The sequence below is a fragment of the Cryobacterium sp. PH31-O1 genome (genome assembly GCF_030063455.1).
GTDB lineage: Bacteria > Actinomycetota > Actinomycetes > Actinomycetales > Microbacteriaceae > Cryobacterium.
On the sequence record NZ_JASITB010000001.1, the window covers coordinates 566,351 to 587,222 of the forward strand.

The 20,872-nt window shown below is 63.2% G+C and carries 25 protein-coding genes and 1 pseudogene; 11 read left to right on the forward strand and 15 right to left on the reverse strand.

Translation table 11 applies throughout. The annotated features are described in order from the left end of the window. Window positions 1–3: 3 nt before the first annotated feature. From QMK31_RS02670 to msrA, 7 genes are all read right to left on the reverse strand, one after another. Window positions 4–726: an anti-sigma factor family protein gene (locus QMK31_RS02670; protein ID WP_283499382.1), complete on the reverse strand. Its 723-nt coding sequence runs from the start codon at window positions 724–726 to the stop codon at window positions 4–6. Then, the gene (locus QMK31_RS02675) at window positions 723–1,232 is read right to left on the reverse strand and encodes a sigma-70 family RNA polymerase sigma factor (RefSeq protein WP_283499383.1); all 510 of its coding nucleotides are present in this window, start codon (window positions 1,230–1,232) and stop codon (window positions 723–725) included. Before QMK31_RS02675 ends, QMK31_RS02670 begins: the two co-directional genes overlap by 4 nt. 90 nt (window positions 1,233–1,322) lie before the next feature. Then, window positions 1,323–1,793: an acyl-CoA thioesterase gene (locus tag QMK31_RS02680; RefSeq protein ID WP_283499384.1), complete on the reverse strand. Its 471-nt coding sequence runs from the start codon at window positions 1,791–1,793 to the stop codon at window positions 1,323–1,325. Between the two features lie 18 nt (window positions 1,794–1,811). Beyond that, a complete protein-coding gene (gene ettA, locus QMK31_RS02685; RefSeq protein ID WP_283499385.1) occupies window positions 1,812–3,494 on the reverse strand; it encodes an energy-dependent translational throttle protein EttA in 1,683 nt (560 codons plus the stop codon). Between the two features lie 5 nt (window positions 3,495–3,499). Then, a complete protein-coding gene (locus tag QMK31_RS02690; RefSeq protein WP_283499386.1) occupies window positions 3,500–3,967 on the reverse strand; it encodes a DUF6993 domain-containing protein in 468 nt (155 codons plus the stop codon). A 122-nt stretch (window positions 3,968–4,089) separates the two neighbouring features. After that, complete coding sequence (locus QMK31_RS02695; RefSeq protein WP_283499387.1) at window positions 4,090–4,665, reverse strand: single-stranded DNA-binding protein; 576 nt, start codon at window positions 4,663–4,665, stop codon at window positions 4,090–4,092. 207 nt (window positions 4,666–4,872) lie between these two features. Then, a complete protein-coding gene (gene msrA / locus QMK31_RS02700; protein ID WP_283499388.1) occupies window positions 4,873–5,397 on the reverse strand; it encodes a peptide-methionine (S)-S-oxide reductase MsrA in 525 nt (174 codons plus the stop codon). Window positions 5,398–5,549: 152 nt separating this feature from the next. Here msrA and QMK31_RS02705 point away from each other — a divergent pair, with 152 nt between their 5' ends. Both QMK31_RS02705 and QMK31_RS02710 read left to right on the forward strand, forming a co-directional pair. Then, window positions 5,550–5,795 (forward strand): hypothetical protein, encoded by a 246-nt coding sequence (locus QMK31_RS02705; protein ID WP_283499389.1) that lies wholly within the window; start codon window positions 5,550–5,552, stop codon window positions 5,793–5,795. An 83-nt stretch (window positions 5,796–5,878) separates the two neighbouring features. Further along, window positions 5,879–6,643, forward strand: a complete 765-nt coding sequence (locus QMK31_RS02710) for a hypothetical protein (RefSeq protein ID WP_283499390.1) — start codon at window positions 5,879–5,881, stop codon at window positions 6,641–6,643. A gap of 82 nt (window positions 6,644–6,725) precedes the next feature. On the opposite strand, the gene nadE is transcribed toward QMK31_RS02710, so the two are convergent. After that, window positions 6,726–7,547, reverse strand: coding sequence for an NAD(+) synthase (nadE, locus tag QMK31_RS02715; protein WP_283499391.1), 822 nt, complete (start codon window positions 7,545–7,547; stop codon window positions 6,726–6,728). 62 nt (window positions 7,548–7,609) lie between these two features. On the opposite strand from nadE, the pseudogene QMK31_RS02720 reads away from it, so the two are divergent. Next, window positions 7,610–8,635 (forward strand): annotated as a pseudogene (locus QMK31_RS02720) (type IV secretory system conjugative DNA transfer family protein); the annotation flags it as partial. A 182-nt stretch (window positions 8,636–8,817) separates the two neighbouring features. On the opposite strand, the gene QMK31_RS02725 reads toward QMK31_RS02720, so the two are convergent. Beyond that, window positions 8,818–9,249, reverse strand: a complete 432-nt coding sequence (locus tag QMK31_RS02725) for a nitroreductase family deazaflavin-dependent oxidoreductase (protein WP_283499392.1) — start codon at window positions 9,247–9,249, stop codon at window positions 8,818–8,820. A 64-nt stretch (window positions 9,250–9,313) separates the two neighbouring features. Next, window positions 9,314–9,586, reverse strand: a complete 273-nt coding sequence (locus QMK31_RS02730) for a hypothetical protein (RefSeq protein WP_283499393.1) — start codon at window positions 9,584–9,586, stop codon at window positions 9,314–9,316. Window positions 9,587–9,707: 121 nt separating this feature from the next. Between QMK31_RS02730 and QMK31_RS02735 the strand changes: the two genes are divergently transcribed. After that, window positions 9,708–10,943: an MFS transporter gene (locus QMK31_RS02735; protein ID WP_283499394.1), complete on the forward strand. Its 1,236-nt coding sequence runs from the start codon at window positions 9,708–9,710 to the stop codon at window positions 10,941–10,943. Between the two features lie 12 nt (window positions 10,944–10,955). On the opposite strand, the gene QMK31_RS02740 is transcribed toward QMK31_RS02735, so the two are convergent. Next, complete coding sequence (locus QMK31_RS02740; protein WP_283499395.1) at window positions 10,956–11,324, reverse strand: ArsR/SmtB family transcription factor; 369 nt, start codon at window positions 11,322–11,324, stop codon at window positions 10,956–10,958. A 180-nt stretch (window positions 11,325–11,504) separates the two neighbouring features. Further along, window positions 11,505–11,819 carry an ArsR/SmtB family transcription factor gene (locus tag QMK31_RS02745; RefSeq protein ID WP_130176554.1) on the reverse strand — a complete coding sequence of 105 codons (315 nt, stop codon included), beginning with the start codon at window positions 11,817–11,819 and terminating at the stop codon, window positions 11,505–11,507. A gap of 87 nt (window positions 11,820–11,906) precedes the next feature. Between QMK31_RS02745 and QMK31_RS02750 the strand changes: the two genes are divergently transcribed. Further along, on the forward strand, window positions 11,907–12,959 hold the full coding sequence (locus QMK31_RS02750) for an SDR family oxidoreductase (RefSeq protein WP_283499396.1): 1,053 nt from the start codon (window positions 11,907–11,909) through the stop codon (window positions 12,957–12,959). Window positions 12,960–13,048: 89 nt separating this feature from the next. On the opposite strand, the gene QMK31_RS02755 is transcribed toward QMK31_RS02750, so the two are convergent. Then, a complete protein-coding gene (locus tag QMK31_RS02755) occupies window positions 13,049–13,519 on the reverse strand; it encodes a GNAT family N-acetyltransferase (protein WP_283499397.1) in 471 nt (156 codons plus the stop codon). Between the two features lie 96 nt (window positions 13,520–13,615). Between QMK31_RS02755 and QMK31_RS02760 the strand changes: the two genes are divergently transcribed. Together QMK31_RS02760 and QMK31_RS02765 are read left to right on the forward strand one after the other, a co-directional pair. After that, entirely contained in the window at window positions 13,616–14,023 is a 408-nt protein-coding gene (locus QMK31_RS02760; protein WP_283499398.1) for a RidA family protein, read from the forward strand. Window positions 14,024–14,189: 166 nt separating this feature from the next. Further along, the gene (locus QMK31_RS02765) at window positions 14,190–14,981 is read left to right on the forward strand and encodes a GNAT family N-acetyltransferase (protein WP_283499399.1); all 792 of its coding nucleotides are present in this window, start codon (window positions 14,190–14,192) and stop codon (window positions 14,979–14,981) included. A 240-nt stretch (window positions 14,982–15,221) separates the two neighbouring features. Here QMK31_RS02765 and QMK31_RS02770 read toward each other — a convergent pair whose 3' ends face one another. Further along, window positions 15,222–15,638, reverse strand: coding sequence for a hypothetical protein (locus QMK31_RS02770; RefSeq protein WP_283499400.1), 417 nt, complete (start codon window positions 15,636–15,638; stop codon window positions 15,222–15,224). 499 nt (window positions 15,639–16,137) lie between these two features. Between QMK31_RS02770 and QMK31_RS02775 the strand changes: the two genes are divergently transcribed. The 4 genes from QMK31_RS02775 (at window position 16,138) to QMK31_RS02790 (ending at window position 18,667) form a co-directional block, all read left to right on the forward strand. Continuing rightward, window positions 16,138–16,620, forward strand: coding sequence for a hypothetical protein (locus QMK31_RS02775; RefSeq protein ID WP_283499401.1), 483 nt, complete (start codon window positions 16,138–16,140; stop codon window positions 16,618–16,620). 187 nt (window positions 16,621–16,807) lie between these two features. Then, window positions 16,808–17,287 (forward strand): hypothetical protein, encoded by a 480-nt coding sequence (locus QMK31_RS02780; RefSeq protein ID WP_283499402.1) that lies wholly within the window; start codon window positions 16,808–16,810, stop codon window positions 17,285–17,287. Between the two features lie 121 nt (window positions 17,288–17,408). Beyond that, window positions 17,409–18,284 (forward strand): alpha/beta hydrolase, encoded by an 876-nt coding sequence (locus QMK31_RS02785; protein ID WP_283499403.1) that lies wholly within the window; start codon window positions 17,409–17,411, stop codon window positions 18,282–18,284. 149 nt (window positions 18,285–18,433) lie between these two features. After that, complete coding sequence (locus QMK31_RS02790) at window positions 18,434–18,667, forward strand: DUF2283 domain-containing protein (protein WP_283499404.1); 234 nt, start codon at window positions 18,434–18,436, stop codon at window positions 18,665–18,667. 157 nt (window positions 18,668–18,824) lie between these two features. Here the strand turns inward: QMK31_RS02790 and murJ are convergent, their stop codons facing one another. Then, the gene (gene murJ, locus QMK31_RS02795) at window positions 18,825–20,591 is read right to left on the reverse strand and encodes a murein biosynthesis integral membrane protein MurJ (protein ID WP_283499405.1); all 1,767 of its coding nucleotides are present in this window, start codon (window positions 20,589–20,591) and stop codon (window positions 18,825–18,827) included. Window positions 20,592–20,872: the final 281 nt, after the last annotated feature.

Sequence of the window (20,872 nt, forward strand, 5' to 3'; positions counted from 1 at the left end):
CGGCTACCAGGTTGGTTGGGATTCGAGCAACACCCGCTCGTCGGGCATCCACCGAATATCCACACTGGCGATGTCGTTCTCGGCGACGCTCGTGGTGCCGGCCGCGCTGATCGTCGTGCCGGGCCCCGCGATCCAGCTGGCGACGAGGCTCTCCTGACCATCCCGGTCGGTTACGAACAGGGCGTACGGCTGCGGCCCAAAATCGTTGCCGCTCTCGGCATAGCTGCAGCTCGCATCGATGCGGGTACCCCAGTCTTCGCCGGTCAGGCGAAACGTAGCGGTGAGCGGGCTGGGAACCACCGCGGTCATGGCAACGGCCGTTTCGCGCACGCTACGGCTGGGCTGCTCGAGCCAGGCCGGCACGACCAGGGCAGCGGATGCCGCGATCGCCGCCGCCGCGACCACGGCGCCAGCCACGAGCAGCCGGGTCCGCCGGGTGCGCGCCCTGGCCGCCTGCACCAGGCGGGGCAGCAGCGTGGCGGAGCGGACGGCATCCGTTGGGGCACCCGAGGTCTGGCCGAGCTGCAGGGCCTGGTCGAGCTGCAGGGCCTGGTCGAGCGGAACCTGTGCCAGCAGCCCGGGCAGGCCTACGAGGTGGGCGACCGCCTGGCTGCAGGCCTCGCAGTCGTTGAGGTGACGTTCGTAGTCCCGCCGGTCCCCCGGTGACAGGGCGCCGAGCACGTAGGCGCCATCCCAGTCGCCGTACGGATCTGCTGGGGCGTTCATCGTTCCGTCACTCCTCGCTCCTGCAGGGCCAGCCGCAGGGCGCGCAGGCCATAGTGCAGCCTTGATTTGACGGTCCCTTCGGGAATGGCGAGGTCGCCGGCGGTCTCGGCCACGGACTGACCCCGATAGTACGCGCAGACGATGACCGCCCGGTGGTCGACTGAGAGGTCGTGCAGGGCATCCGCGACCAGCCAGGCGTCCAGCAAAGCGTCGGTCTGGTCGTCGGTGGGCACCTCGGGCAGCTGGTCGGTCGATATCTCGTGCCGGGCCCTGGCCGAGCGACGATCGTCGATCACCAGGTTGCGGGCCACCGTGAAAAGCCAGGCCCTGGCCGATACTTCGGTTTGGTCAAGCAGGCGGGGGCGTCGCCAGGCGCGCAGCAGGGTCTCCTGCACGACGTCGTCGGCGAAGGCGGGGTCGCGGGTCAACCGCACGACATATCGCCACAATAGCGCCGCGTGTTCGTCGTGGAGGGCTTGCAAGAGTTCGGTACGCTCATCGGCCATGACCTACCTCCACTGCTTAACACGCCGTGCACGCGTGTTCGGTTCACCACTACCAGTTTTCGGGAACTCTAGCCGGAGAGTGTGAGGTTGTCAGCGGCGGGCGAACTCGATCGGTGCGTCGAGATACGGCGTCCAGGCCCTGCGTTCGGTGTCATTGATGCGGCGCGGTCGCTCGCTCGCGGCGTCGACGAGCACAATGGTGGTGTTCGCTCGGGCATATAACAGCTCGGGAAGGACACCTTCCGGGCTGTAGACCTCGTAGCAGACGTCGAGGCTGGCCCCGCCGAGTTTGCCCAGCCACAGTCGCACGTCCAGCGGCTGGCGCAGGTAGGGTACCGGCGCGAGATACTCGATCTCCTGCCGCGCGATGAGCGTCAGGGTCGCCGCCCCAGGGCGGCCGTCGAGCACGGCCGTGCTCGCGCCGATCGCCCCATCGTCTTCGGTCACCCAGAATGCCAGGATGCGCGCCTCTTCGAGCAGGCGCAGCATCTCGGCATTGTTGACGTGACCGTAGGCGTCGAGGTCGGACCAGCGCAGGCGGATCGGTACGTGCAGCTTCACAGAGTCTCCGCGGTTAGCTTAGTCGCGCGTGAGCTTGCGGTAGGCGGAACGGTGCGGCTTGGCCGCATCCGGACCGAGACGCTCGATCTTGTTCTGCTCGTACGACTCGAAGTTGCCCTCGAACCAGTACCAGTTGGCTGGACTATCGTCGGTGCCCTCATAGGAGAGGATGTGCGTGGCCACCCGGTCGAGGAACCACCGATCGTGGGTGATCACCACGGCGCAACCCGGAAACTCGAGCAGCGCATTCTCGAGGGACCCGAGGGTTTCGACGTCGAGGTCGTTGGTGGGCTCGTCGAGCAGCAGCAGGTTGCCGCCCTGTTTCAGTGTGAGGGCCAGGTTCAGACGGTTGCGCTCTCCACCGGAGAGCACACCGGCCTTCTTCTGCTGGTCGGGGCCTTTGAAACCGAAGGTCGAAACGTAGGCGCGCGAGGGAATCTCGGTCTTGCCGACCTGGATGTAGTCCTGGCCGTCGGAGACGACCTCCCAGAGCGTCTTGTTGGGGTCGATGCCACCACGGTCCTGGTCGACGTAAGAGATGTCGACCGTTTCACCGATCCTGAGCTCGCCGCCGTCGAGCGGTTCCTTTCCGACGATGGTCTTGAACAGGGTGGTCTTTCCCACGCCGTTCGGGCCGATGATGCCGACGATGCCGTTCCGCGGCAGGGTAAAGCTGAGGTTCTCGATGAGCATGCGCCCGTCGAAGCCCTTTTCCAGCTTGGTCGCGTCGATGACCTGGGCGCCGAGGCGCGGGCCGACCGGAATCACGATTTCTTCGAAGTCAAGCTTGCGGGTGCTCTCGGCAGCGGTGACCATCTCTTCATAGCGAGCCAGTCGAGCCTTCGACTTCACCTGGCGGCCCTTGGCGTTGGAACGCACCCACTCGAGCTCGTCGGCGAGACGACGCGATAGCTTCGCGTCTTTCTTGCCCTGAACGAGCAGGCGTTCCTGCTTCTTCTCAAGGTAGGTCGAGTAGTTGCCCTCGTACGGGTACAGGTGTCCGCGGTCGATCTCGGCGATCCACTCGGCGACGTGGTCGAGAAAGTACCGGTCGTGGGTGACGGCGAGCACGGCGCCCGGGTACTTGGCGAGGTGCTGCTCGAGCCACAGCACGCTCTCGGCGTCGAGGTGGTTAGTGGGCTCGTCGAGCAGCAGCAGATCCGGCTTCTGCAGCAGCAGTTTCGTCAGCGCAACACGGCGCTTCTCACCACCGGAGAGGTTGGATACCTCGGAGTCCCCCGGCGGGGTGCGCAGGGCGTCCATGGCCTGTTCGAGCTGGGAGTCGAGGTCCCAGGCATCCGCTGCATCGATGGCTTCCTGCAACACGCCCATTTCGGCGAGCAGGGTATCGAAATCGGCGTCGGGCTCCCCGAGGGCGAGACTGATCTCGTTGAAACGGTCGACCTTGGCTTTGATCGGCCCGACACCCTCCTGCACGTTCTCGAGCACGGTCTTGCTCTCGTCGAGCTGCGGCTCCTGCATGAGGATGCCGACGCTGTAGCCGGGGGAAAGTCTTGCCTCGCCGTTGCTGGGCGTGTCCAGGCCAGCCATGATCTTGAGGATGGTGGACTTTCCGGCACCGTTGGGGCCGACGACACCGATCTTGGCACCGGGAAAGAAGGACATGGTGACGTCGTCAAGGATCAGCTTTTCGCCGATCGCCTTGCGAGCGCGGACCATTGAGTAAATAAATTCGGCCATAGTGTTTACCAGTCTATTTGCCGGCTGGCCCCGACCAGACACAAACCGGTCGACAGAATGGGTGCGACCACGCTGTGGAAGCCGTCGCTGGCCGGCCCGATCTGGCCGATCAGGCATTCGCCGGCGAACCGCACCGAGAATTGCACCGCGTCGGCAGCAAGGTCGGCCTGGGTACGATCGAAGGTCAACTCCATGGCGGCGCGGTCGAACCCGCCGGCCACGAGCGCGTCGACGTAGGCGCGTCCGTCGGCGGCCGGGTTGGCCGTGGTGACCGCCGCGGCCAGAAAGTTGAAGTAGCCGAGGTTGTCGGCGGCGGTTCCCCGGGGTAGCAGAGCGGGGCCGGGGTCAGGATCGGGTGTCGCCGATGGCTCCGGTATGGCCGTGTCGGCGGACGCCGTCCCGCTGGACGCCGGCTCCACCGGGCTGCCCGAGCAGGCTGTCAGGCTGATCGCGACGAGCAGCACTGCGCCCACCGCTCCCACGGTTTGCCACGAGCGGCGGGGGCGCCATCGCTTCGAACCCGTCGTCATTGTCTGCCCTGCTGGTTCTGCCACGCTCACGAACTGCCTCCCCCGGTCCACGCACGTGGACGATGTTACGAGTCTAAACGCGCAAACGCATCCTGGTCAGCGTCGTTATCGGTGGGAACAAAGCCGTCTCCGGCAAGGTCGCTGCGCCCGGGGTCAGCCTCGTACGCAGCGAAGGAGTCGGCGGATTCAAAGAGTTCAACCGGTTCCGGCTCGTTCTGCTCGGCACTGCTCTGGTCGGCACTGCTCTGGTCGGCACTGCCCTGCTCGGCACCGGTACGGGTCGGTGCCGCGCTGCGCACCGGCGTCGTGGTGTACCAGGTGAGGTCGTGACCGACAGAGTCAGCAAGGATCTCAACGGAAGTCCCGGATTTTTCTGCGTTGGTCCATTGCGAAACGACCAGCCGACCGGTGACGAGAACGTGCTCGCCTTTATTGAGCGACTTTCCCGCATTCTTGGCCAGCTGGCGAAACGTCGTGACGGAGTACCAGCAGCTCTCGTCGACGATCCATTCGTTTGTCGCCTTGTCACGGTGGGTCTGGCGGGAGGCCAACCGAAAAGTGGTGATCGGAGACCCGTTCTTGTCGAAGGTCAAACGGGGGACCGTGCCGATGACTCCCGATATTGTGATGTGGTCGCTCATGGTTTCTCCCGGCACGGTGATCGCGTGAAAACGCAAGCGCAAGGCGCCAGGCGTTCCGCCGGCGCACACGACCCGGGAACGACAACTCGTGCCAGTCTTCGTCGTTCCCAGGTCGCACACTGCGAGTGTGCCGCGTCAAGGAACCTCTCGGTGCCGGCCGCGGAAAACGGTGGAGAATCCTGCCACCGAACGGCTGGGGAGGAGAAGCTAACCGACGAGGTATTCGGAATACGACTTGCGAATCTTGTTGACCTTCGGCACCGCGACAGCCATGCAGTAGCCCTGACCGGGATTCTTGTTGAAGAAGTCCTGGTGGTAGTCCTCGGCCTCGTGATAGTCGCCGAGCGGTTCGATCGTGGTCGTGATGCCGGAGCCCCACCACTCACTGGCCCGCTCACGAGCCGTTTCGAACAGCTGCTTCTGCTCATCGTCGGTGTAGAACATTGCCGACCGGTACTGGGTACCCACGTCATTGCCCTGGCGGTTGAGTTGGGTCGGATCGTGCAGTGTGAAGAACACGTCGAGAATGACGCTGGCCGGAATCACGTCGGGGTCGAAGGTCACGGCGACGGCTTCGGCATGGCCGGTGCGCCCGGTACACACCGCGTCATAGTTCGGGTTGGCGGTGGTGCCGCCGGTATACCCGGACACCACGTCGCTCACTCCGCGTAGGACCCGATAGACAGCATCGAGACACCAGAAACATCCACCTGCGACCACAAAAGTTTGCACCCGATCAGCCTAACTCGTCCGTCGCTCCGCCCACAGTTGTAACCGGCGTTCACGCCGTCTGTTCGCCCAAAGCGGATGTCGGTGGTCACCCATACGGTGAAGGAAACACCTGCGGCCGGCTGGTATCACGCATTCGCAACGAAGGAGCTCGAATGTCCACTCTCACTGCGCCACGTACTCGCGCAGCCATGCCTCCCGTGCGTGGCCGCAGCTTCATTCTCGTTCGCGACGGGCTCTGGCGCATCGTCGATGCCAGCGGCGCTGTCATCGGCTACATCGAATGCCACTCGGGGGACGACGGCGATCGATACAGCGCTCGCCGCGTGGTTTTCTCCACCCGCACCCACGACCTCGGCGTGTTCTGTCGCATCGGCGACGCGGTCGACTGCTTTCGCTAGCGGGCACCTAATACTGCATTCGCGTGGGGGCACGCCGCGTCTGGTCCCCGAGAACGGGGCGCGGCGCGGATAAAATCCACCACATGGAATGGTGGAATAACTTCGTAGCCTGGTTTACCGCGGAAAGCACCCGACCGCTGGTTTTCGCCGCGGTCGTGTTCGTCGGCGCGATCGTCATTGCCAGTGTGCTGGCGGCGTTGATCTCGCGCGGGGCCGTCAAACGCATCCTCACCCAGCGGGATCGCGAGATCAAGGTGGCCGCGATCGCGGCCCTCGTCGATGCCGCCACCGAGGCATCCGTCTGGAATTCACTGACACCGCAGGAGCAGGTTATGAGCGATCGTGCCGTCGGCCAGGCGGATATCCAAGTGCGGTTGTTGCCGATCCGCGGATCGGGAATTGCCGCGAATTGGGCCAACCACGAACTGTACGAACTCAAACGCACCTCCGCCACCTTCGGCTACCAGCTGGAGCCGGCCCTGGTTGAGTTTCGTGACCGCCTGGTCGAATGGCAGAACAAGCCGGCCCGCGCACGCAAGATCTTTCAGGGCGACCTGGACCGGTGGAAGGCGCAGAACTCCTCCACCGAGAAGAGCCTGCTCGCCGAGCAGGACGCATGGGTGGCCCAGCAGCATCACGATCAGTACGCGGCGAACGATTCCGCTCCGGCGCCGGTGCGGGCCGCACCGCTCACCCCCGCGACCGTGAACCGTGGGGCGGCATCCGCTTCACCGGTGTCGGCGTCCGATGCATCAACGGAGACGCAGCGTCTACTCGACGACGTGAACAAGCTCGAGGTGCGCAGCACCGACCCGCTGACGCGATCCTCGGCGGCCCCGACGCTCTAAACCTCGACGACACCACCAACGAGTCGGGGGGGGGGGGCGCGGGCCCCCCCCCCCCGACTCGTTTTTTCATCCCGTTCGGAACCTACTTCCACCACTCGTCAAAGAGGGAGGCTGGAACCCGACGCTTGTGCTCGGTGCTGAGGAAGCGCGCTTCGATGGCATCGGCCACCTCGTCTTCTACCGGCTGGCCTTCAAGAAAGTCGTCGATGTGCTCGTACTGCAATCCGAGATTGGCCTCGTCGGTCTGGCCGGGAGTGTGGTCGAGCAGGTCAGCGGTGGGATCCTTCAGGTAGAGCTGCTCTGGCGCGCCCAGCTCCATCAGCAGGGATCTGCCCTGGCGCTTGGTCAATCCGGTCAGCGGCAGAATGTCGGTGCCGCCGTCGCCGTACTTGGTGAAGAATCCGGTCACCGCTTCGGCAGCATGGTCGGTGCCTACCACGAGCAGACCAAGCTGGCCGGCCAGGGCATACTGGGCGATCATGCGGGAACGCGCCTTGACGTTGCCCTTGGTGAAGTCGGTCATGGCCACGTCGAGACTGGCCAGAAATTCGCTCTCGAACCCGTCGACGGCGAGTTCGATGTTGAAGGTTGCCTGCGAGGGCGGGCGGATGAAATCCAACGCGAGTTGGGCATCCGCTTCGTCGCGCTGCACAGCGTAGGGCAGGCGCACGGCCACGAAGGTCGCCGGGTGCCCCTCGGCGACGAGTTCGTCGACCGCCATCGCACACAGCCGGCCGGCGAGGGTGGAGTCCTGACCTCCACTGATGCCAAGCACAAAGCCCTGGGCGCCGGTTCGCTTGAGGTAGGCCTTGAGAAACTTCACCCGGCGGCGCACCTCGGCGGCCGGTTCGATGGTGGGTGAGACGTTGAGTTCCGCGATGATTCGCGCCTGGAGTTCTCGCATACTTGAATCTACCAATCCTCGGGAATGCGTGCTGCGGCAGCCTCCATAGGCCGATTATCCGCGCGGCGGGGCTCGCCGCGGGCGGCGTCGGCGGCGGCGGATTCTGGGAAGCCAAGACCCGCACGGCCCTGCAGCCCATGTTGCACGCGGCAGCGCTCGACCACTGCTCTCCGGCCGACCTCTTTCGCTGGACCCTCGACCCGGCCGCCGCCCACGACGCCGTCTCCATCCTGCTGAGCACGCCGGGCGCGGCCACCGGCTGGGGCGACTCGCTCCGGGCCACGCTCGAGGCCGACCCCCGCACGCGCGACTCCATCTGGCAAGGAGTCTCGCTCTCGTTGGGTGCCCTGGCCGACCCACGCGTACTGGATGCAGTCTCACCGCCAGAAGACGAGGGCTTCGACCCCGAAGCGTTCCTACGCAGCAACGGCACGCTCTATCTGCTCGCTACCGGTGCGGGCTCGAACAACTCGGCCGCACTCTTGTCCGCTCTCGTCGAGGACCTCGTTGAAACCGCCCGCCGCGTGGCCGCACGGAGCGCCGGTGCCCGGCGCGACCCGCCGCTGCTGCTCGCCCTCGACGAGATCGGCAACCTAGCACCACGCCCCTCGCTCCCGACCCTGATGGCCGAGGGTGGCGGCACCGGCATCACCACAATGCCGGTGTTGCAATCACTCACGCAGGACCGCACGAAGTGGAGCGACAACGCGGCCGGCACCATCTGGGACTCATCCAACGTCAAGATCGTGCTCGGCGGAGGCCCCAACTCACGGGGCTTGCACGATCTTTCGACCCTGATCGGTGACCGCGACGAAACGACAGACTCGACGACAACCGGCGATCGTGGCTCAAGGTCGTCGCAGCGCTCCATCCGCCGTGTGCCGATCATGCCGTCAGACACGATCCGCACCCTGCCCTTCGGCACCGGCCTGATCATGTTCCGAGCGGCGCCACCCATCATCGCGAGCCTGCAAATGCGGACCGCCCGCCCCGACCGCGATGAGGACTTCGTGCAGTTCGTCGTCGACGATGTCGCGCGTCGCCGCGATGCCGAGGCATCGTTCTACTCTCGCGCTGAATCTAGTTGATATCGCAAATCCTTGGCTCTTGCGAAGGGCGCAAAAGAGATTGCTTCGCTGTCGCAGTTGACGCTCCTGAGCGAGAATGTTCAAAGGGCGGGGTAAACGCGACACCTTCGGACTCGTAACCCGCAGCTCCCAGTATCCGTGCGGAGGTGCCCGCTCAGCGTCCGGCTTACGGTCACACTGTGTCATCGCCACCGCGATGTGCGCCGCCGTTCGGCTGGGCGAATTTCGAATACCGGGTATGCGGCCGCTACAGCTTCGAAGGCCGCGAGCGGGGCGTCCTTGTCGACCGGGATATGTGGCCGTCCCCCTGGTGCGCGCCGAAGGTAGTTCTTGATGATGGGCGCCCGGAGATTCACGTCGACCATGGTCAGAACGACGTCCCGCCTTCTGCCCGCACGGATAACGACCTGACCGTCTGCGGCGAGCACGTTGCGCACCCAGCGGGCGCCCGGGCCGGGCATAGAGACGACGTAGCGCCGACCGTCGACTTTGGCCGTCACCAGGGGAAGGGCGAGCCTGGTCCCGGACTTGGGGTTGACGGTGTCAAGGCGAATCAACCACCATCCCGTAAGGCCGGTCGCCGCGAGGCGGGCCATCGTGCGGTTGGCGCGCATAGCTGCTGCTCCGGGTCTGCCGCCCACGTACATCTCCCGGTGGCGTTCATTGAATCCCATGACGTCAAGTATCCGCCGCGGCGACCAAGCCAATGTCGAGAGCCAGTCCGTCCGAGTCCGCGGGGTACTCGCGGGGGCGAGGCATCGATATCGGTTCGGCCCAATTGCGCGCGAGCAACGAGTAGGCGCCGGCTGGCACCAGAACCGTGAGCACCGGGACAAGTTCCGCCCACAGGGCCACGGAATCCTGGCGGTCCTCCAGACGCGGCATGGCGACAGCCGCGGCGACGACGGCCACGGTTGCGGTCGCAGTCAGCTCGCCGGCGCCGAGATTCACGTACTTGCGTCGCAGTGTTTCTCGCCATTTTGGGCAACAGTACGCATTCGAGCGTACTAGTTCGAGTTTTTTCGCAGCATGCTATGTTCGATAAAACTCGTACAACGGATCTGAGGCCCTAATGAACATCATCGAGGAAGAATCACCTGCCTCCGCCCCCGGGCTCACAGACAACTGGCCGCAGCTGCGGATGCTGCTGGCGGCATCACTGGTTACCGCGGTCTTTGCGCTCTCGAATTCACCGACCCCGCTCTACGTGCGGTGGCAGGCGCAGCTCGGATTCTCGGACGGCACCCTGACGCTGATCTTTGCCGCGTACATTGCCGGACTGCTCTTGACCCTGCTGGTCGCCGGTCAACTGGCCGACCGATTTGGACGCAAACCTGTGCTCATCCCCGGCCTAACGCTGGCGATTGTGGCGTGCACGCTGTTCGCTGTCGCCGACTCCGTCACGGTCCTGGTCCTTGCGCGGTTTCTGACCGGTATCTCCGTCGGCGTCATCGTCTCGGCCGGAATCGCCGCCGTGGTCGACGTGGGTGGACCCACTCGCCGACGTCAAGCATCGCTGACCGCGTCGGTGGCCATGGTGCTGGGCGCCGGCCTCGGCCCGCTGCTCGGCGGGCTGTTCGCTCAGATTCTGGCAGCACCAATCGTGCCGCTCTTTCTGACCGAGCTGGTCATCTTGGTGGCCGCCCTCATCGTGGCCATCGCACTGCCCCTCAAACAGCACCATGTGCGCGCCAGCGAAGCCGCTCGGGAGGGGCGCACCTGGCGGCTCCCCCGGGTTCCCCGTGAATACCGGATGCATGTGGGCCTCGGCATCGCCGTGTTCGCCCCGGGAATCACCGCAACGTCATTCGTGCTCTCACTCGGCCCCTCGTTGCTGTCAACGCTGCTGAACATCACCAGCCCACTTATCGCCGGCGGCATGGCCTGCGCGATGTTCCTGGCCGCGACCGGTGTTCAGTTGGCGGTCGGTCGGCTGCGGGTGCGCACAATCTTCATGCTGGGCAGCGTCGTCACAATTGCCTCAATGCTTTCCCTGGCCGTGGCGGTCAACGCTTCACTGTCGGGGTTTCTGATCGCTGCCGCGTTACTAGCCGGCGCCGGGCAGGGGCTCGGCCAACTCGGCGGGCTCACCCTGATCGGTGCGCACATTCCAGGCCATCTGCGGGCCGAGGCGAACTCCGTGCTCAACATCGGCGGGTACATCCCGGCCGGGTTGATTCCGGTGGCGACCGGCTTCCTGGTGGACGCCATCGGTCTCGCCCGCGGGGCCTCCGGTTTCGCGATCATTCTGGTCACGGCCGCTACGACCGCTCTCGTCTACGTTCACCGCCGGCTCGAGCGCGACTAGCGTGCGCGTGGGTCAGGGAGTCCAGGCGACGACGAGCTCGAGCAGACCGGGAAAGCGGGCGTTGACGTCATCGGTGCGAACTCGGCTGCGACGCTCGAGCCCGTACTGGCGCTGGCGAATGAGCCCGGCCGCGCGCAGCGCCTTGAAGTGGTGGGTGAGCGATGACTTGGGCCGATCGAATCCAAACCAATTGCAGGCGTGATCAAAGGACTCGGACTCCAGCAGCAGACGCTGGATGATCGTCAACCGAAGCGGATCGGAGAGAGCACCAAAGACGGCCTCCAGCCGGATCGACTGGGTCGCCGGCTCGGGGAGCGGCTCAGGCAGAAAATCGGGCTCTCCGAAGACATCCGCTGGGAATGTGGACGACACACGTGACATGGCCGCAGCCTACCATTAGTACGATAAAACTCGAACAAATATCTGGCCTATTGAGAGGATGCGCGTTCTCGTCATTGTCGCTCACCCCAACCTCGCCGTATCCCGGACGACGCCTACCTCCAATCACACAAAGAACTCGGCCTGACTCGGAAGAACGCCTTCTCAGCCTTCTCTGGATGGTTAGAGCTGGCTCGTCATAACGCTGCCAAGGGCCGCGATGCGTGGTTCATTTCGGCTGTAGTGCGTCCAGGGACCGATTCGGATACTGGTCACGAGTCCCGCGCGCTGGAGAACCGCCATGAACTGAGACGCTGTCGACTGCGACACATTTGCCCGCGCCTGGATGTGCTTCAGGCACACTCCGACTTCTTCCGCCGGCTGGTCTTGCGGCGGGAATGACTGCGGTTCTTTCAACCACCGCAGGATAGCCAGCCGCGTCGGGTGGCTCAGCGCTTTGAACGCTTGCACGACATCGTCTTCGGATAACACGTCCATGCGGCTCAGTATATCGTAAATTTGCAATTTCCCGATGTTAAGATAATCTCTAAATCGTAAAACCACGATATGACGATAGGGGCGGGTTTGAGTACACGAACGGCATTGGTGGCAGGGGCACGTGGCGTGATCGGGGGAAACCTCATCAATCACCTCCAGGCGGAGGGCGGCTGGAACATCATCGGACTGTCACGACGCGGCGGTGAAGACTCCGGCAAAGTCAGACATATCGCTGTCGACCTTCTCGACACGCAGGACACCACCGACAAACTCAGCGCCCTTTCGGACGTGACTCACGTGTTCTATGCGGCGTATCAGGATCGTCCGAGCTGGGCGGAACTTGTGCCGCCCAACCTCGCCATGCTCGTCAATACGATTGATGCGATCGAACCGGTCGCAACCGGACTAGAACACGTCAGCCTGATGCAAGGGTACAAGGTGTACGGTGCGCACCTAGGCCCGTTCTCCTCGCCAGCGAAGGAAAACGATCCGCCCCACATGCCGCCCGAATTCAACGTGGATCAGCAACAGTTCCTCGAATCCCGCCAGAACGGCAATGCGTGGACCTGGTCCGCCTTGCGCCCCTCCGTTGTGTGCGGGATCGGGTTGGGTAACCCGATGAACCTGGCAATGGTGATTGCCATCTACGCCTCGATCAGTAAAGAACTCGGCATCCCCCTGCGCTTCCCCGGAAAGCCCGGCGCTTATAACAGTCTGATCGAAATGACCGACGCCGGAGTGCTCGCGAAGGCGACCGTGTGGGCGGCCACCAACCCCGACACGGTCAACCAGGCGTTCAACATCACGAACGGCGACATCTTCCGTTGGAGCAGCATGTGGCCGAAGATCGCAGCGTTCTTCGACATCGAGGTGGCACCTCCTCTACCCATGTCCTTGACTGACATCATGGCCGACAAACAGGACCTCTGGGATCGAATGGTCACCCGGCACGGACTCCAGACGACGCCCTACGCCGATGTCTCATCCTGGCCGTTCGGCGACTTCGTCTTCGCATGGGATTACGACGTTCTCGCCGACGGGTCAAAAGCTCGGCGCGCGGGATTCCACGAATACGTCGAAACGGAGAGCATGTTCATGAAAATCTTCACCGACCTCCGAGACCAGCGCATCATTCCCTGACAGATTGTGCCCGTTGAGGGTTCGGTGTGCGGGCGTTCATCTCGGCCTTGCCCTGCTGCGACGCCAATCAGCGATAGCGAAGAAAAGGCTCAGTCGAGCTTCTTGAGCATCTTCACCGAAGTTGTCTCGTAGCCGAGGGAATCGTAAAGTTCCCTGGCCCCAGTGTTGAATCCGAAGACGCTTAGGCCGAGAGAGTGCGCACCTTGTGTGCGTGCATATTCCTCGCCGAGTAGCATCGCCGTTCTCCCATAGCCCTGGCCACGCTGGTCAGCGTTGATGAGAACGTCCCAGACCCACCACGCCCCCGGATCGGTGGTGATATCCTGTCCGATCCACAGATATCCGACTGCCTCTTCAGGCTCGTTCATGATGTGAAAGACCTCATTGCCAGGGCTCTGAGTACCATCCGGGAACGAACGAGCCATGCTCTCGACCGCTATGCGCCGAGCTTCCTCGTGTGATCGGCCCTGGGTAAGCAAATCACCGACGTACTCGGCACAGCTTTGGTCAATCCACGTTGGGAAATCGCTTGTGAGGATTCGCTGAAGGGTTACGGTCATCTCTCAATTCTTCCAGGTCGAGCCGTCGCGTTGCACGGACAGCTTACGAGGGCAGAGCGGGGACGGGCAGGAGTGGCTCTCCCCTACAGTGAGGGCATGTCCCAAAATGTTGTCTTGATCCGTTCTGCTGAGCTTTCCAATGTGGCTCAGTATGCCTACGCGGCAACAGCTCCCGCTGAGGCGCGCCTCATCTTTTTGGCCGGCGCCTGCCCGCTCAATTTGGATGGCAGCACTGCAGGATTTGGAGACTACTCGGCGCAGGCGAGCAAGGCGATGGAAAATCTCGTTTTTGCCCTGCATGCAGCGGGCGCCCGACTTGATGATGTGCTGAGCACACGAGTTCTCGTCGCCTCCTCTAATCAGAGCGATCTCGTCACGGCCTGGGCAGTCATTCGCGAGGCCTTTGGCACGCATGACGTACCGAGCACGCTCTTAGGCGTTACCGTCCTCGGGTATACCGATCAGCTCGTCGAGATCGAAGCCGTCGCTGCAGTGATCGACTGACGAGGCCGTACCGCAGAAGGTTCCACTTGCGGGGACCCCTCGACTTCCAATGTCGCTCTCAAAGCTGCTTTCGGAAGCACCGTCAAAGGCGGCCCGCTGACCGTCCGGCTTACGGAACACCGTAAGGGCCGCGAGGTAAGGCCAGTCACGGTGAGATGCTAGTTCTGTGGAATCGAACAAGAGCGCTGAGACGCAAGCCGTTGTCATTCGTCCCTACGGTCATGCGGATGCCGCAGACACATTGACAATATTCCTTGCTGCGGTGACCGAGACCGCTGCCGCTGACTACTCGCCGGAGCAGATTCAGGCGTGGGCTCGGCCAGAGGCGCGAGATCTGTCCACCTGGCATGCGTCGATGCAGGAGCGGAACAGTTACGTGGCGACTGTGGATGGTGCACCCGTAGGCTTCTCTGACGTGGACCCTGCGGGGTACATCGACATGCTGTTCGTCGCCCCGCGACACCAGAGACAAGGGGTAGCGCGACAGCTGATCGGCTACGTTGAGGCCCGTGCGCGTCAGGCAGAGCTGGCAGAGCTGGCAGAGCTGGCAGAGCTAACAGCCGACGTCAGCATCACATCCCGCCCATTCTTCGAGCGCTTCGGATTCACCGTCGAGGCAGAACAGCACCCGGTGAAAGCTGGCGTGCAGATGACCAACTACAAGATGAAGAGGAACCCATGCGGCCCTGCGGTGCGCCTCAGTGGACAGCTTGTTTGCCACACCGACGACCAGGCCACTGTGCGGGATCACCTGCCACTACACCTTTCCCTTACCCACGCTGAAAAGGGATGCAGTTCCTTCAACGTCACCACGACGAGCAATCCGCTGATCTGGCCGGTCGAGGAGTGCTTCGAGCACGCCGCCGCCTTCGAGGCTCACCAGGAACGGGTTGCCGGCAGCGCTTGGGGTCACGTGACCTCAGGAAACGAACGCCACTACTCCGTGACCGGACGGTAGGCCCTCGCCCGTGCTCCTGAACCAGCGCCGAGAGTCGGGCTAGTCCCGGCCAGCGTTCCCCTTGCGCGGCGACCAGGACGTTGTCTTGTGGCAGTCGTCATGCAAGATAATTTCGCGGCGAATACCGACGGCAAAGAGCGGCCATTTTAAGCCGCAGCATCGTAAGTCGCCACGGTTTCATGCGGTCACGCCATTAGAAAGCGTTGGTGGGTGGCTGGCACGGCTGTGCGCGATCGATGCCTAGCGCAGAACCGGCAGCTGAGAGCTGGCCGTGTCGCCGGCCGTAAAGTTTATCGTGATGAACGTCGGCAAATTCTCAGTTGATGGCACGTAGAACTCGAACGTCGTGGGGGACAAATCTGCCTTGCACGGGCCTTCAGTTTCGACCGAGAAATCGAACGTCATCGTCGCTAGATCCGCTGAGTCCGCGTGCGGCGGACAACTTGAGCTGCCGGACAAGACAATCGCCAGCCGCCCATCGAGGACTGTTGCGTAGCCCGCAAAAGGGTCGACCAGACCACTCGGCAGAGGCGTCGGCTCGCCAGGATATGCGGTCGTTGCAGCCCCCGCCGGAATTACTATCGATGGCTCCACTGTGCACCCACACAGGCCGACTGCTACGGCAACCGCGATCAGCACCAGTCGATTCGGACTCATAGACAGATTCTATGGGCGAAGACTAACTCCCCACGGAGACGGTAGGTGATCGTTACGGGGACCGCGCTTCGAGTTCTGCACGTTAGCTCTTGAACCACGTCCCGCGGCTCCCTCGACCGCACCGTAAGACGTTCCACTTGCGGGCGCTTCCCCCGGAGGTTTTTTGGCCATCGGCATCCGTTCTGGCGCTCGCTGTACGTCTGGGTCAACTGAGATGAGAACGAGATGAGGGACCGGCCACGCCCAATAGCGCGGCGTGTCGCTGTCGTCGCTAGCGTCGCGTAGCTGCTGTAGGTGAAGGTCGAGACCGAGCACGCGTCATCGTTCACGGGCCTGAAGTGACCAAAGCCAGCGTCGCCAACCTTAGCTGCAACGAATGTACCTTTGAGGGGTGGCCTTGAGCTGGTCAGGACTGAAGGATGCAACGGGATATCCATTTGCGTCTGTGTGGCCGAGTTCCATCACGCCAGTCGAATCGAACTTATTGGGGAGAGCAACTGTGCTTCTGAGAGGTCGCGCCGAAGCGGTCGGTGCCCATGCAATCGTGGCCGGATGTGTCGCTGTGGCCGTTTACGGCATAGCCGCCACTATCGGCTGGATAGCGAATGGAACTCCTCCCGACGCCCTCGGCGAAATCGCCTTGGCGGTTCCAGTGATATTCACGGTCACGGCTGCTATCCGTGGATTAGCGGGTCTGCTCTCTAAGCGTCGGCCGGGCCCGGCGCGAGCGGTCCTCACCGATACCGGAATCTGCGTAGGCGCACTGGTCATGGTCGCTGGCGTGGGTTCCTTCTACGACAGCAGCGGATATGCGCTCTATGGCGTCCTCGTAATGACTCCGTTCGTTCTTGGCGCGGCGATCGTAATGTCGGTCACCATCGAGCTCGTCAGGCGCAGACCATGGCTGATCGGTAGCGCAATTGGCGTGGCCGGAGTCGTTGGGATGGCCGCACTGGGCACATACGCGGTGAGTCTGTCTTGAGGTGAGCCGCGCATAAGGTGAGTCTGCCTTCATCGCAATCAGGAGATCCGTCCGAAGCGTGCAAGTGCGCTGTAGGGGGCGGACTCCCGCGCCATCCGTACAGGTAGGCATACGCCCGTGGAGGGTTCCCCTGCGGACGCCCCGCGCCATGGCCGCAGAGGGAGTGGTCTCGCGCTATTGTGCAGGAATGGGGAATCGTATTTCATTGTGGGTGGGGCCGGTCATCGTGGGTGTGTATGCGGCGGTGATGGTGTTGACGATTGCCGTGTGGAATCCAGAAGCCGCCGTGCCGGGGCTCACCTATCAAGAGATCGTTGCGGAACTTGGTGACGCCGGAGTTAACGTCGCTGCTGCGGTGATTGGCCTGATTGTATGGGGTGCTGTTGGCCTCGTGCTGGCCCTAGTTCTGAGCGTCCTCGGAATGACTGGGCGGGTCAGACGCGTTCCCGTGATTATGGGCTATCTCTTGGTAATTGCTGGTGGGGCGCCGGCCTACTTCTTGGGGTCGTTTTCGCTTGGCATGGACGTCGCGGACACGTTCGCCGTGTCGGGTGGCGTCCACGTACCCGCAGGCGCAGTCCTTTACGCCGTGAGCGGGGTCGCTCTACTCGTCCTCGCCGTTGTCGGTATCCGCAGGGCAGCGAATCGACAGCCGGCGTTGATTTGAGTCGGATCTGCACGGAGCTGGCCGCATCCCGAAGCTGCACCAGTTCTACCTTCCCATTCGCACATGCGGAAAGGCGACGGAACACGTTCTCCACAAATGTCGGGCTCGACGCGGTGAGAACGTGAAGCCGCGCGACCTGAGGATGAAGCCTGTCAACTCGATCGACAGCATGATCCAGGGGCCCCACGGCCCCATACTCGTGCGACGTTATTCGCCGCCTATCGGCATGGTTCCATTCAGATCCGCACCGATCGTGTGGATTCACGGAGGTGGATTCTTCAAGGGCAACCTCGACCAGCCCGAGTCTCATGACGTCGCTCGATCGCTGGCCGCGGCGGGATTCCAGGTCGTTACCGTTGACTATCGGCTCGCGACTCTCGCAAGGCTTCGGTGGTCTTCGAGTGGTTTTTGCAGGAGCCCGGCGGTCCACTATCCGGTCCCGGTTGACGATGTCGTTGCAGTGGTGCGGGCAGTTCAGCTCGAGGTGCCTAACGGGGTGATTCTGGGCGGTGCAAGTGCCGGTGCGTGTCTATCGGCCGGCGCAGTGCTTCGCATGGCGGACGACGGGGCGGCACCTCTCGCAGGCGTCTTCTTTGCCTACGGACTGTTCCACGCTGCACTCCCGAAACGGGCGCGCACTTTGCGCCGCCGTCTTCGTGGCAAACGACGTTTTGTCCACACGCCGACCCTTCTCAACCTGACGAATCTCCACTACGCGGGCACGCGGAGCGCAATGTTGGAAGCGCACGCATTTCCCGGGGGGCACCCCCTGCACGACTTCCCTCCGACGCTCATGATCGACGCGGACCGCGACTCGATGCGCGCGTCCGGCGGTCAGTTCGCCCGGGAACTTCAAACTGCCGGGATCGCAGCGACCTACCACGTGCTTCCCGATAGCCTCCACGCTTTCCTGAACCGTCCGAACGAGCCAGGCTTCGCGGACGGGTTAGAATTAATAATCGGCTGGGCCCGCGACATTCAGTCGCAACACGCTTAAGGCCCAGCAACCGATTCCACGCGGCCTTCGTCCCGTAGAGCCTTCCCGTGTGACACAGCGTCGGCGCACTCCGCCGCCAGGGGGTTTGGCCTCAGATCTAACGCCCTCGACGTCCCGCTTGCGGGCACCTATTGCCCTATTCTTGCGCCGTGAAGAAATTGCGGCGAGGCACCTATGACCGGTCTGCGGATGCGGCTTACTTCAACATCTCGCCTCGAATAAAAGCTGGGGAGGCTGTTCGGCAGCACGTTCACGAAATCGACGGCCGCGGCGAAGTCATCCTCGACTTCGATAAAGACGGCAAGCTTCTTGGGGTCGAGATCCTCGGCGCCAAGTCCATACTGCGCCCGTCCACCCTGAAACAAGCCAAGCGAATCGGCTGACACAGTGGTACTCCTGTCCTATGGTCGTTCCCTCGGTGAGGGCAAATATGGCGCAACAGCTCACCCTAGGCTGAGGCAAATGCCAGCTCCCAACAAACGACCCAACGCGCTCCAGTTCCTCCTTGTCGGTCTCATCGTCCTGATCCTCGCAACGGCGCTAATCGTCACGAGCGGCGTCCTGGCAACGTGGCTGGATCCCGAGCCAGAGACCATTTCCATGTACCACCGACGATGAATGCAATCCGCGCTGCGGGAGCGTCCCATAGGCGGTTCGTCTTTGGGATTGCCGCCGAGGGCGTGATTTATTTCCTGCCGTCTCGGCGGCCGGAGCCATAACCCGTGTGGCGTCTACCGTCGGCGGAGGTCGCCAATTGTTCGGTCGCCGAGTAGCCAACTCGCCGTGATGAAAAGTGCGACAACGCCGACCCCCGCGGTCATCAGCAGGATGGCCTGGCCGAGAAATCCTGTTGGCGTGCCGATGTGTGCCAGAAGGGACAGCCCGGCTACGGAACTGCTGATCGCTGCGCCGATTAGGCGGGCGTAGCCGAGGATGGCGGGGGCGCCCAACGGGGACGTGACCGCGGTTTCGGAGTGTCCGCTGTAGGGACAGCTGGGCGGTGAGCCAGCCCGCGAAGTTCGCGATAGAGATTCCTGCTGCGATTCCGACCACAGTGAGTTCCGGTGGAAGGAGGAGTGCCGCTGCGGAGCCAGCTGTGGAGAGTCCGGCGATGACGAGTTGGGTGGTGAAGGGGCCGCGGGCGTCCTGGAGTGCAAATGAGGTTCGGTTGAGCACGTAGGCCTGGCTGAAGCCGACGAGCCCGATCGCCAGGATCTGGAGTACGTGCCCAATAATCGGATTGCCAAAGAGCACCTCTGTGATCAGCGGGCCCAGTGCCACGAATGCTGCAGTGGCAGCGATCGCGACGTAGGCGACCGGCTTCATGGCCAGGTTGGAGAGTGCTTCGATCTCTGCGAGGTCATTCCGTGCGGCGGATCCGCTCATCCGCGTGTAGAGCGCCGTCGTCAGTGACACGGTCACGATCCCGTGCGGCAGGAGCATTAGCAGGTACGCGATTGAGAGAGAATTCAGGCTCGGTCCGTCGATGCCCAGCTGGTTGAGGATCTTCCCGGCACTATTGGCCACGTTGGAGGTGACTAGGTAGGCGGCCTGGCCAGCGATGACGCCGAGGAGAGTCCAGCAGGCCAGTGTCGACATATGCCCGAGACCACCAACGCCCCAGCGGAATCGGAGCTGAAACCCGATTCTTCGCAGTGGGATCAGTAGCAGCAGAGCCTGGCTAGCGATGGCCAGGGTGGCGGAGCCACTGAGGACTGCGACCATCAGGGGGTTCCAGGAGCCAACAGGCCCCAGCCCAGATGGCAGCGCGAAGAGAAACACCAGGATCCCGCTGATCCCCAGCAGGTTGGAGATCGCGGGCGCCCACGCGGGGGCGCCGAACACGCCGCGCGCGTTGAGGACCTGGGACAGAACGGCGAATGCGATCAGGAAGAAGATCTGCGGCAAGCACCAGTACGCCATCGACGTTGCAAGGCCTCGCCACTGCGCCGACCAGGTCGTCGCGTAGATCCAGACGATGCCCGGCGCGAGCATGGTGAGGATGAGCGTGGCCAGGGCTCCGCCGACCAGGACGATCGTGAGGAGCCGGTCGGTGTTTTCCTGGCCGACCTGGCCGTCTTGTAAGTTCCGAACAATCTGCGGGACAAGCACAGCCCCCAATACGCCGCCAGCGATCAGAGCGACGAGATACGTGGGTGCTGAGTTCGCGCTTTCAAACGTTTGCCCACCGACCGCAGCGCTCGTCCCGCCGATGGCAGCCACGAGCAGGATCGCCTTGAGAAACCCCAGCGCCCGAGACACGAGCGTGGCCGCCATCATCGACCCAATGGAGCCGCGCGCACTCATCGGCCACACTCCACAGTGGCCATGAACGGTCGGCAGGCCGAAATAAAATCCCCCATGGGATAACATTCCCACAGTCGCGGGCGATGCAACGTCCCCACCTATTCATCCGCTATGGCACGGCAGAGCGGGCGCTCACTGGTCCTGACCCAGAGTCCACGGTTGCGTCCCCGATGAGGGTTCGTCTTTGGGGGGACGACGCCTATGTACGGGCCGGGGTTCGCGCGGGTTCTGATCGATATCGAGATATCCGCGGCAGCTCAGCTGGCCGCAAAGAGGCGCGA